The sequence below is a fragment of the Kitasatospora phosalacinea genome, from assembly GCF_000716545.1.
Classification (GTDB): domain Bacteria; phylum Actinomycetota; class Actinomycetes; order Streptomycetales; family Streptomycetaceae; genus Kitasatospora; species Kitasatospora phosalacinea.
On the sequence record NZ_JNWZ01000070.1, the window covers coordinates 26,150 to 36,231 of the forward strand.

12 protein-coding genes and 1 tRNA gene are annotated in these 10,082 nt (G+C 72.6%); 2 read left to right on the plus strand and 11 right to left on the minus strand.

Annotated elements, in window-relative coordinates; all coding sequences use genetic code 11:
* Positions 1-31 precede the first annotated feature (31 nt).
* From hpnD to OO48_RS28055, 8 genes are all read right to left on the minus strand, one after another.
* Positions 32-889: a presqualene diphosphate synthase HpnD gene (hpnD, locus tag OO48_RS28020; protein WP_051732958.1), complete on the minus strand. Its 858-nt coding sequence runs from the start codon at positions 887-889 to the stop codon at positions 32-34.
* 41 nt (positions 890-930) lie between these two features.
* Positions 931-1,851, minus strand: coding sequence for a squalene synthase HpnC (gene hpnC / locus OO48_RS28025; protein ID WP_245194831.1), 921 nt, complete (start codon positions 1,849-1,851; stop codon positions 931-933).
* Positions 1,852-2,043: 192 nt separating this feature from the next.
* Positions 2,044-2,856: an ABC transporter ATP-binding protein gene (locus OO48_RS28030; protein WP_033221214.1), complete on the minus strand. Its 813-nt coding sequence runs from the start codon at positions 2,854-2,856 to the stop codon at positions 2,044-2,046.
* Entirely contained in the window at positions 2,849-3,820 is a 972-nt protein-coding gene (locus OO48_RS28035; RefSeq protein WP_033221218.1) for an ABC transporter permease, read from the minus strand. Before OO48_RS28035 ends, OO48_RS28030 begins: the two co-directional genes overlap by 8 nt.
* Before the next feature lie 118 nt (positions 3,821-3,938).
* The gene (locus OO48_RS28040; protein ID WP_033221220.1) at positions 3,939-4,823 is read right to left on the minus strand and encodes a glycosyltransferase family 2 protein; all 885 of its coding nucleotides are present in this window, start codon (positions 4,821-4,823) and stop codon (positions 3,939-3,941) included.
* Positions 4,820-5,650, minus strand: a complete 831-nt coding sequence (locus OO48_RS28045) for a CDP-alcohol phosphatidyltransferase family protein (RefSeq protein ID WP_081952438.1) — start codon at positions 5,648-5,650, stop codon at positions 4,820-4,822. Before OO48_RS28045 ends, OO48_RS28040 begins: the two co-directional genes overlap by 4 nt.
* Positions 5,628-6,689, minus strand: a complete 1,062-nt coding sequence (locus OO48_RS28050) for an iron-containing alcohol dehydrogenase family protein (RefSeq protein ID WP_033221222.1) — start codon at positions 6,687-6,689, stop codon at positions 5,628-5,630. Before OO48_RS28050 ends, OO48_RS28045 begins: the two co-directional genes overlap by 23 nt.
* The gene (locus OO48_RS28055) at positions 6,677-7,432 is read right to left on the minus strand and encodes a phosphocholine cytidylyltransferase family protein (RefSeq protein WP_033221223.1); all 756 of its coding nucleotides are present in this window, start codon (positions 7,430-7,432) and stop codon (positions 6,677-6,679) included. The genes OO48_RS28050 and OO48_RS28055 overlap by 13 nt, the downstream gene beginning before the upstream one ends.
* A 453-nt stretch (positions 7,433-7,885) precedes the next feature.
* Here OO48_RS28055 and idi point away from each other — a divergent pair, with 453 nt between their 5' ends.
* On the plus strand, positions 7,886-8,497 hold the full coding sequence (idi, locus tag OO48_RS28060; RefSeq protein ID WP_033221226.1) for an isopentenyl-diphosphate Delta-isomerase: 612 nt from the start codon (positions 7,886-7,888) through the stop codon (positions 8,495-8,497).
* 52 nt (positions 8,498-8,549) lie between these two features.
* Here the strand turns inward: idi and OO48_RS28065 are convergent, their stop codons facing one another.
* The gene (locus OO48_RS28065) at positions 8,550-9,065 is read right to left on the minus strand and encodes an ATP-binding protein (RefSeq protein WP_051732964.1); all 516 of its coding nucleotides are present in this window, start codon (positions 9,063-9,065) and stop codon (positions 8,550-8,552) included.
* Positions 9,066-9,542: 477 nt separating this feature from the next.
* On the opposite strand from OO48_RS28065, the gene OO48_RS28070 reads away from it, so the two are divergent.
* Positions 9,543-9,630 (plus strand) — tRNA-Leu (locus OO48_RS28070).
* A 90-nt stretch (positions 9,631-9,720) separates the two neighbouring features.
* Here OO48_RS28070 and OO48_RS35795 read toward each other — a convergent pair.
* Together OO48_RS35795 and OO48_RS37690 are read right to left on the minus strand one after the other, a co-directional pair.
* Positions 9,721-9,927: an acyl-CoA carboxylase epsilon subunit gene (locus OO48_RS35795; protein ID WP_033221228.1), complete on the minus strand. Its 207-nt coding sequence runs from the start codon at positions 9,925-9,927 to the stop codon at positions 9,721-9,723.
* Positions 9,924-10,082 (minus strand): carboxyl transferase domain-containing protein (locus tag OO48_RS37690; RefSeq protein ID WP_280842435.1); only part of this gene is annotated, 159 nt, incomplete at its 5' end. The genes OO48_RS37690 and OO48_RS35795, both read right to left, overlap by 4 nt.

Consider the following 10,082-nt stretch of genomic DNA (forward strand, 5'->3'; position numbering starts at 1 on the left):
TTGACACAGCGTGACAGAACTGGCGCGAGAATCAAGAACGCCCTCCGGCGAGCCCGGACAGTGCCACGTACGCCTTCTCCCAGCCGGGCAGCGAGACCCGGCCGCGGAGCACCGCGTGCGGGTCGGCGGCGATCCGGCCGAGCAGGCGGTGGTAGATGCCCGCCATCGCGGCGGTGGCGGCGCGGCTGCGGCGGTCGAGCATCGGCAGCAGCCGCAGGCCCTCCTCGAAGGCGCGCTGGGCGCGTTCGGCCTCGAAGGCGACCAGGCCGGTGAAGTCGGCGCCGACCGGGAGGGCGGGGAGGGCGAAGCCCTGCTGGCAGCCGAACCGGACCAGGTCCTCGGTGGGCAGGTAGGTGCGGCCGTTCAGGGCGTCCTCGCGCAGGTCGCGCAGGATGTTGGTGAGCTGCAGGGCCAGGCCCAGGGTGTCGGCGTACTCGGCGCCGCGCTCCCACTCCTCGCAGCCGTAGACGCCCAGCGAGAGCCGGCCGATCGAGCCGGCCACGCAGCGGCAGTAGACCTTGAGGTCGTCGAAGGTGGCGTACTCGACGCCCTTGAGGTCCATCTCGACGCCGTCGACCAGTTCGTCGAAGCCGCCGAGCGGGATCGGGAAGCGGCGGGCCGCGTCCGCCAGGGCGACCTTGATCGGGTCGGTGTCGTCCTCGCCGACCGCGCCGGCCCGGACCTCGTCCAGCAGGGCGCGGGTGCGGGCCAGCGCCTCGGCCTTCTGTTCGGCGGGCAGCTCGCCGTCGCCGATGTCGTCGACCCGGCGGGCCAGCGCGTACAGCGCCGACATCGCCAGTCGCTTGGCCTCGGGCAGCAGCCGGATGCCGTAGCTGAAGTTGCGGGCCTGCAGGGCGGTGACCGCCTCGCAGTACCGGTAGGCCGCCATGACCGGCGCGGACGCCAGTGGTGATGCCCCCACGCGGGCGCTCACCTTCCCTTCGCGAAGAGTGCCGCCGCCCGGCCGGCCAGGCGGCGCTTGTCGGGCTTCGCCCGGTGCGCGAGCACGTCGAACCCGGCCGCCTCGATGGCGTCCAGGGCCGCGTACCCGCCGGCGGTGAATCCCGCCAGCAGCAGTCGGAGCCTCCCGTGAACCGTACCCACCAGCGGCGCGCCGCGGTCGAGCAGGGTCCGGGCCCGGCTCGCCTCCCAGGCGATCAGCTGGCGCACGCCGCGGGTGGCGGTGTCGGCGGCGAGGTCCCGCTCGGTGACGCCGAAGGTGGCCAGGTCCTCCTGGGGGAGGTAGATCCGGCCGCGTCCGAGGTCCTCGGCGACGTCCTGGAGGTGCTCGACGATCTGCAGCGCGGTGCAGATCGCGTCGGACAGCTCGATCCGCTCGGGGGTGGCGCGGCCGGCCAGGGCGAGCACCAGGCGGCCGACCGGGTCGGCGGACAGCGTGCAGTAGTGGCGCAGGTCGGCGTAGGCGGGGTAGCGGGTGGTGGTCTGGTCCACCCGGTTGGCCTCGATCAGGCGGCGGAACGGCTCGGGGGTGACGGCGTGCCGCTCGACCAGCGGGACCAGGGCGCGCATCAGCGGGTGCCGGGGCTCGCCGGGGTCGGCGCCCAGGACGGTGCCGTGCGGGGCCGGGTCGTCGCCGAGGGCGGCGGCGAAGGCGCGGTCGAGGTCCCGCTCCAGGCCGTCCAGCAGGGCGAGCCGGAAGCCCTCGTCGCCGGGGTCGCCCGGGACGTCCAGCAGCCGGGCGACGGCGGCCGGGTCGGCGAGGTCGCCGTCGCCGGCGTCGTCGACCAGGCGGGCGAAGCCGTAGACCGCCATCAGGTCGCCGCGCCAGGCGGCGGGCAGGAAGCCGGGGGCGACCGGGAAGTTCTCCAGGTCGGCCTTGTCCAGCGTCACCGCCGCTGTCTGGTTATCTGACTTAGTTGAATCCGACACTGCCGTCACTCCCCCGTTCTACACCGGTCCGCACCGCCACCGCGCCACGGACACGCATCCGTCGCCGGCCCTTCACCCGCCGCACGGCGCAGGGCCGGTGCCCGGGGACGCGCTCCCCGTGCACCGGCCCTGCGCCGTGCGGTCCGCCCCCGTTCAGGGGCGGTCGCCCTTCTCGTAGCGGCGGACCACCTCGTCGGTGTGCCCGTCCATGATCAGCTCGCCGTGCTCGATCCAGATCGTGCGCTCGCAGGTCTCGCGGATCGCGTTGTTGTCGTGGCTGACCAGGAAGACCGTGCCGGCCTCCTTGCGCAGCTCGTTGATCCGGGCCTTGGAGCGCTGCTGGAAGCCCTGGTCGCCGGTGGCGAGGGCCTCGTCGATCAGCAGCACGTCGTGGGTCTTGGCCGCCGCGATGGAGAACCGCAGGCGGGCGCCCATGCCGGAGGAGTACGTGCGCATCGGCAGCGAGATGAAGTCGCCCTTCTCGTTGATGCCCGAGAAGTCGACGATGCCCTGGTAGCGCCTGCGCACCTCGGCCGGGGACATGCCCATCGCCAGGCAGCCGAGCACCACGTTGCGCTCGCCGGTCAGGTCGTTCATCAGCGCCGCGTTGACGCCCAGCAGCGAGGGCTGGCCCTGGGTGTAGATGCCGCCCCGCTCGGTCGGCAGCAGGCCGGCGATGGCCGCCAGCATGGTCGACTTGCCGGAGCCGTTCGAGCCGATCAGGCCGATCGCCTCGCCCTTGTACGCGGTGAAGCTGATGCCGCGCACCGCGTGCACCTCGCGGATCGTGGGCGCCTTCTTGCGGGTGATGATCCGGCTCAGCGCCGAGGTGGCGCTGCCCTTGCCGGAACCCGCGCCGTGCACCTTGTAGACGATGTGCACGTCGTCCACCACCACGGTGGGGACCCGGGCCTGGTTGTCCACCGCGGTGGCCTCCTTGACGGTGTCGAGAGCTGCGTCAGCCACGGCCGTACTCCTCCTCGGCCTTCCAGAAGAACACGAACCCGAGCACGAAGGCGGCGACCGCCCAGGTGCCGGCCATGATCCAGATGTGGTCCGGCAGGATCAGCGCCTTGGGCGTCGCGTTCCCGCTCGCGTCCAGGTGACCGTCGTAGATGTGCTTGTTGAAGCTGTCCGGCATGAACGCGTAGCGCATCAGGTCCATGTAGACCGTCGCCGGGTTCCACGAGTACAGCGTCTGCCAGATCGGCGGCCAGTTCTGGATGTAGCCGGAGACGGAGTACATCACGCCGGAGACGTACATCCAGGTGCGCAGCAGGAACGGCATCAGCTGCGAGATGTCGGAGGTCTTGGCGCCGACCCGGGCCATCACCATGGCCAGACCGGTGTTGAACAGCGACTGCAGCAGCAGCACCGGGATGATCAGGAACCAGGTCATCGCGGGCATGATGCCGCTGATCAGCACGATCGCGACCAGCACCACCATCGAGATCAGCAGCTGCTGGAGCTGGATCACGGTGAAGGCGATCGGCAGCGAGGCGCGCGGGAAGTGCAGCGCCCGGATCAGGCCGAGGTTGTCGGAGATCGACCGGGTGCCGGCCTGGATCGCGCTCTGCGAGAACTGGAAGACGAAGACGCCGATGCACAGCCAGGCGATGTACACCGGGACGCCGTCCCGGCTCTTCATGATCACACCGAAGACCAGGTAGAACACCGCGCAGTTCAGCAGCGGGGTGAGCACCTGCCAGAGCTGACCGAGCTTCGCGGTGGTGTACTGCGCGACCAGACGGGCGGTGGCGAAGGCGCTGATGAAGCTGCGCCGGGCCCAGAGCTGGCGAACGTACTGCGGCAGGCTCGGCCGCTTGCCGCTGACGGACAACCCGTACTTGTCCGCGAGCTGCTTCGGGGTCAGACCCGCGTCGGAACCCCTTGGTGCGGAGAGGTTGACCGGGTCACTCAGTGTCGACACATTCGTCCTTCAGGGGGTCGTCATCCCCCGCCCCGGGGGGACGGGACGGGGGACCGGGGCGTACCACGGGAGCTCTGGTCTGCTCGCGGCCCGCTCGGGGGAGACCGATCGGCCGCGATCAGATGATTGGCGGTCTGCCGAGCCTGGTCAAGCGCCAGACGGTGGACCACTTCATCGGCCGGCGCGGGCCGCAGGGCTCGCTCCAGCCGGCCCGGAACCCGCCGAGCCACGCTTTCAGCCCCTCCTTGGAGGGGCGCCGGAGCACGGTCAGCAGGAACCAGGTTCCCAGGTAGAGAGGCACCAGCGGAGCCGGGAGGTTCCGCCGGGCCAGCCACACCCGGTTGCGGGCCACGTTGTGGAAGTACGCGGCGTGCCGCGCCGGGGAGGTCGCGGGGTGGTGCAGCACCACGTCCGGGCGGTAGTCGATCGACCAGCCGGCGTCCAGCGCGCGCCAGGCCAGGTCGGTCTCCTCGTGCGCGTAGAAGAACTCCGCCGGCAGCTGGCCGGCCTGCGGGAACACCGCGCTGCGCACCGCGCTGGCGCCGCCCAGGAAGGTGGTGACCCTCGAACCCTGCATCGGGTCGCTGGCGCGCAGCCGGGGCACGTGCCGGCGCTGGGTGGTGCCGGTCTCCGGGTCGGCGATCCGGAACGAGACGATGCCCAGCGACGGGTCGGCGGTGAACGCCTCGCGCAGCAGTCGCGCCGAGTCGGTGTTCGGCAGCAGGCCGTCGTCGTCCAGGAAGAGCACCGCGTCGACGTCCCGGCCGTCCGGGCCGAACAGCTCGATGCCGACGTTGCGGCCGCCCGGGATGCCCAGGTTCTCCGGCAGCTCGACGCTCCGCACGCCCTCCGGCAGGACCGGCAGCGGGGCGCCGTTGCCGACCACCGCCAGCTCGACCGGCGGGCCCTGCTGGGCGCGCACCGACTCGATCAGGGCGTTCAGCTCGGCGGGGCGGTTGCCCATCGTGATGATGACCGCGCCGAGGCGGAATTCGTCGCTCATCGCAGCCTGCTGGACAGGACGATCGACAGCAGGTGCAGGACGGTCTGCAGCATCGCGATGGCGGCCAGCACCACGACCGCGAGGCGGGTGAAGAACAGGTCGCCGCGGACCGCGTCGGCGATGCCGGCGGCCAGGATGAACAGCGAGGCCTCGACCGCGCCGACCAGGCGGTGGAACTTGAGCAGCGAGGCGGCCCGGCGGGCCTTGGCCACCGCGGTCGAGCGCGGCACCGAGGCGCTGTCCTCGACGGCGGTCAGGCCGGAGCGGGCCCGGGCCACGTCGACCAGGTCGGTCTCGGACTTGATCAGGATCGCGCCGAGCGCGGCCAGCGTGCCCAGGAAGGCCCACTGCCAGGCGGCGTGCGCGCCCTCGCGGTGGAACAGGTCGGCGGCGCGCAGGCCCAGGCCGGTCAGCAGCGCGGCCTCGGACATGTAGTGGCCGACCCGGTCCAGGTAGACGCCGGTGAGCGAGGTCTGCCGGCGCCAGCGGGCCACCTCGCCGTCCACGCAGTCCAGCAGCAGGTAGACCTGGATCAGCAGGGCGCCGAGGACCGCGCCGGCCAGGCCCGGCACCACCAGGGCGATGCCCGCCAGGACGCCGGTGAGCATCATCAGGTAGGTCAGGCCGTTGGGCGTGATCGCCGTGGCGGTCGACAGGACCCGGGTGATCCGCAGCGAGATCTTCCGCATGTAGAGGCGGCCGGCCCAGTGCTCGGCACTGCGGCGCTGCAGCATGCCCTCGGGGTGGATCACCGCCCGCAGTTCCTCGATCGACGGGCGCCGGGTGAGGTCGACCGGCGGGCGTTCAGCTGTTGACGGCTTGGACATAGTCGGCGTACGCGTCCCTGATGTCTGTGGCGGAGAGGTCGAGGTGTTCGAGGATGGTGAAGCGCCCCGGTCTGGTGTTCGGAGCGTAGTGCACCGCTTCGGTGAACTCCGCTTCGGTGAAGCCGAGCTGATCGGCGGTCACCGGCAGGCCGTGGAAGCGCAGGCGCTCCACGATCAGCCCGGACAGCTCCCGCTCGCCCCGCAGGTGGCAGGCGAAGGCGGCGCCGAGGCCGACCTGCTCACCGTGCTGGCCGGGCCGCCTGGGGTGCAGTTCGACCAGGGCGTGCGAGATCTCGTGGCAGGCCCCCGAGCTGGGCCGGGTGCTGCCCGCGATGTTCATCGCGATGCCGGACAGTACCAGGGCTTCCGCGAGCGTCGTCAGCAGGTCCGGGTCATCCAGGGTGCCCGGGTGCCGGAGCAGGTTCTCGCCGGCCGAGCGGGCCATCGCGACGGCGAGCCCGTCGACGGGCTCGCCGGTCACCGCGTGCGAGAGTTCCCAGTCCGCGCAGGCGGAGATGTTGGAGACCGCGTCGCCGATCCCGGCCGCCACGAACTGCTTCGGGGCCTTGGCGATCACGTCCAGGTCGACGATGATGCCGATCGGGCTGGGCACGCCGTAGGAGCCCCGGCCGGCGTCGTTGTCGAGGGTGGAGACCGGGGAGCAGAGGCCGTCGTGGGCCAGGTTGGTGGCGACCGCGACCACCGGCAGGCCGACCCGCGCGGCGGCGTACTTCGCCACGTCGATGATCTTGCCGCCGCCGAGGCCGACCAGCGCGTCGTAGTGCCCGCGGCGGATCTCGTCGGTCAGCCGCACCGCGCTGTCCAGGGTGCCGTCGTCGACCAGGTACCAGTCGGCACCGGGCAGCGCGGGCTCCAGGCGCTCGCGCAGCAGCGTGCCGGAGCCGCCGCTGATCGCCACCGCGATCCGGCCGCCGGCCGACAGCCGCTGGTCGGCGAGGATGCCCCCCAGCGAGTCCAGGGCGCCCGCGCGGATCTCCACGAAGACCGGCGAGGGCACCAGGCGGGTCAGTACTGGCACGCGATCTCCCGGGCCTTGGCGAGGTCCTCGTGGTTGTCGACCTCGACCCAGGAGACCTCGCCGATCGGCTGCACGTCGATGGTCAGGCCGCGGTCGACCATCTCCTGGTAGCCGTCCTCGTAGTACAGCTGCGGGTCGCGCTCGTAGACCGCCTTGAGGGCGTCGGCGAGGGCGTCGGCCGCGGACGGGTTGATCACGGTGACGCCGATGTACTCGCCGGTGGCGTCCAGCGGGTCCATCAGCTTGGTGATCCGGCGCACCCCCAGCTCGGGGTCGGCGACGACCTTCATCTCCTCGTCGGCGAGCTTCTTCACGGTGTCCAGCGCGAGCAGGATGCCGGGGGCGCGGCCCTCCTTGGCCCGGCGGTCGTTGCCGTCCAGCATGGTGCGCTGCACCGAGGCGGGGTGCACGGTGTCGCCGTTGGCGAGCAGCAGGCCCTCGGCGAACAGCTCGCGGGCGCACCACAGCGAGTAGGCGTTGTTCCACTCCTCGGCCTTGTCGTTCTCGACCAGGGTGAGCTTCACGCCGTACGTCTGCTCCAGCGCCCGCTTGCGCTCCCGCACCGCCTCCTTGCGGTAGCCGACCACGATCGCGGCCTCCCGCAGTCCGACCTCGGCGAAGTTCCCGAGGGTCAGGTCGAGCACCGTCCGCTCGCCGTCGACCGGCACCAGCGCCTTGGGCAGGGTGTCGGTGTACGGGCGGAGCCGGCGGCCGGCGCCGGCGGCCAGGACGAGGCCGATCATGCGGGACTCCAAGTGGTCTCTCGGGTACCGCGCGGCGCCGTTCCGGGTCGGACGTACCGTGCGGGGCTGGTGCGGCCGCGGCTGCGGCGCGCCGGGTGGGCGGCCGCTGCGGGCCGCCCGGTGCCACTGATGGTAGGCGACCCCGGCGACCTGCCAGAACGCGGGCCCGGGCGGTTCGGTGATCGTTCCGGGGAGCTCGGTGAACGTCTCGCGAACGGGAGCGACCGCGGGCCGAACACTTCTGCCAGTGGTTCCGTCCTCCTCCCCCCGGGTGTGCGTCGCGGCCCCGCGGCGGGCGGGCCATGCGGCAGACTTGGGCCCCGACGCCGTCGGCGGACCGGCCGGTCCGGGCCGACGTGCGTGCAGCCGACCCCAAAGGAGCGGGGCGGGCGGCCCGGGGACCACAGCGCCCGGGACGGCGGCCCCGGTCCACCACGTGCCGAAAGGGGCATTGTGCCCATGAGCCCTGCTGTCAGCCCGACCGAGGCCCTCTCGCCGGAACTCGTCTCCCCCTCCGGGGCCGCGCCGGGCGAGATCCTGCTGGAACTGGTCGACGACGACGGCGTGACCATCGGGACCGGCGAGAAGCTCTGGGCCCATCAGCAGCCGGGCCGGCTGCACCGGGCGTTCTCGGTCTTCCTGTTCGACCGCCAGGGCCGGCTGCTGCTGCAGCGCCGCGCCCTCGGCAAGTACCACTCCCCCGGCGTCTGGTCGAACACCTGCTGCGGCCACCCCTACCCGGGCGAGCAGCCCTTCCTCGCCGCCGCCCGCCGCACCGCGGAGGAGCTCGGTGCCGCGCCGGCCCTGCTCTGCGAGGCGGGCACCGTCCGCTACGACCTGCCGGACGAGGCGTCCGGGCTGATCGAGCGGGAGTGGAACCACCTCTTCGTCGGGCTGATCACCGCCGAGCTGGAGCCGGACCCGGACGAGATCGAGGACACCCGCTTCGTGACCGCGGCGGAACTGCGCGAGCTGCGGGCCGGGAAGCCGTTCTCGGTGTGGTTCGAGACCGTCTTCGAGGCGGCGCTGCCGGGGATCCGGGAGATCGCCGGGCACGACTGGTGACGTGACACCGGTGACGCGTCACCGGTGACGCGGCGGCCCGGCTCGGTAGTCCTCAGTAGTCGGGGTCGTCGTCGAGGTCGGCCTCGGCGCCCGGTCCGGCGGCGCCCGGGCCGGGCAGGGGCAGACTGGCCCAGATCACCTTGCCGCCGCCCTCGGTGCGCTCCACGTCACACTCGCCGCCGGCCTGCAGGGTGATGCTCTTGACCAGCAGCAGCCCGCGGCCGCCGGGGCGGGCGGGGTCGTTCTCCTGGGCCTTGGGGCGGTACGGGTGGCCGTCGACCACCGAGACCCGCACCCGGTCGGGGTCGATGACGAGCTCGCACACCACCTCGGGCGAGAGCACCGCCGCGTGGGTGACGGCGTTGGAGACCAGCTCGGAGACGATCAGCAGCAGGTCGTCCACCAGTTCCTGGTAGCGCTCCCCCGCCATCCCCTGGGCCAGCAGCCGGTCCCGCACGGCGTGCCTGGTGCGCGGCACGGACGCCTCGTGGGAGACCGCCGAGAAGCGCCACACGCCGGGGCCGGGCCCGGGTTCGCGGCGGCCGGGCCACCAGGTCGCGGTGTCCAAGGCCGCCTTGTCCGTCTGTTCCACTGCACGCCGCCCTTCACGCGGTGACGGGAGGCTCCGGCGCCGGGGTCCGGCCGGCGGCGGCTGTCGGGAATCGGGCGTTCCGCTCAAGGCTCCCTGGTCCACAGAGGCTAGGAGAGCACCGACCGCCGTCCCGCACCGGGACTGGAACTACGCGTGTCGTGAAGGTTCCCGACCGATTCGGTGCGTGTTGTGCGCCGTCCTGGCCGGTCGCGTCACGCCCCGGGCCCACTGTTGCCGCCAGAACGCGCGTCCGAAATCGCCCGCCGCCCCGCCCACCAGCGCAATCGTCCTCCGGGCACCCCTCCCGCCGCCCGCCTTGTCCGGTTCTGCCCGGATCCCCGGCGGCGGCCGCCCCGACCCCCGAAAACGCAGGTGAGAAGCACTCCCCGGGCCTGGTAATGTTCTCTCTGTCGCCAGGGGGCAGCCGAAAGGAAGCCCCGAGGTGAACACCCGGTCCGGGTGGCGGAATGGCAGACGCGCTAGCTTGAGGTGCTAGTGCCCTTTATCGGGCGTGGGGGTTCAAGTCCCCCCTCGGACACCAGCTGAGACCCCAGTAGATCTGGGGTCTTTCTGCGTTTCCGGGCCCCGCCGCGAGGGCCGTCCGGTCTTCGCGGGGGGCGCGGGGGCGGGGTCAGCACCAGCTGACGGGGCTGCGGTAGGCGGGTGACCGCTCCGGGCGGCGCCAGCGGGCCCGGTGGTGCGGCACCCGGTGCTGCGGGAGCCGTCCGGGCTCGGGCGGCGGGGCCGCCCGGCGGGCGGCCAGGACGGCGAGCACCGCGGCGAGCTCCTCCGCAGTCGGCGCCCCGCGGAGGATCCGGACTTCCGGCTGCCCGCTCATTGGGGCGGGTTGCCGTGCTTGCGGCTGGGCAGGTCGGCGTGCTTGGTGCGGAGCACGGCGAGCGAGGAGGCGAGGACGGCGCGGGTCTCGGCGGGGTCGATGACGTCGTCCACGAGGCCGCGTTCGGCCGCGTAGTACGGGTGCATCAGCTCGCT

Excerpts from the sequence above, each read along its gene's own strand:
- hpnD (WP_051732958.1), bottom strand. The coding sequence starts at position 889 with ATGGCGGCCTACCGGTACTGCGAGGCGGTCACCGCCCTGCAGGCCCGC.
- OO48_RS28045 (WP_081952438.1), bottom strand. The coding sequence starts at position 5,650 with ATGTCCAAGCCGTCAACAGCTGAACGCCCGCCGGTCGACCTCACCCGG.
- OO48_RS28055 (WP_033221223.1), bottom strand. The coding sequence starts at position 7,432 with ATGATCGGCCTCGTCCTGGCCGCCGGCGCCGGCCGCCGGCTCCGCCCG.
- OO48_RS28040 (WP_033221220.1), bottom strand. The coding sequence starts at position 4,823 with ATGAGCGACGAATTCCGCCTCGGCGCGGTCATCATCACGATGGGCAAC.
- OO48_RS35795 (WP_033221228.1), bottom strand. The coding sequence starts at position 9,927 with ATGAGCGGGCAGCCGGAAGTCCGGATCCTCCGCGGGGCGCCGACTGCG.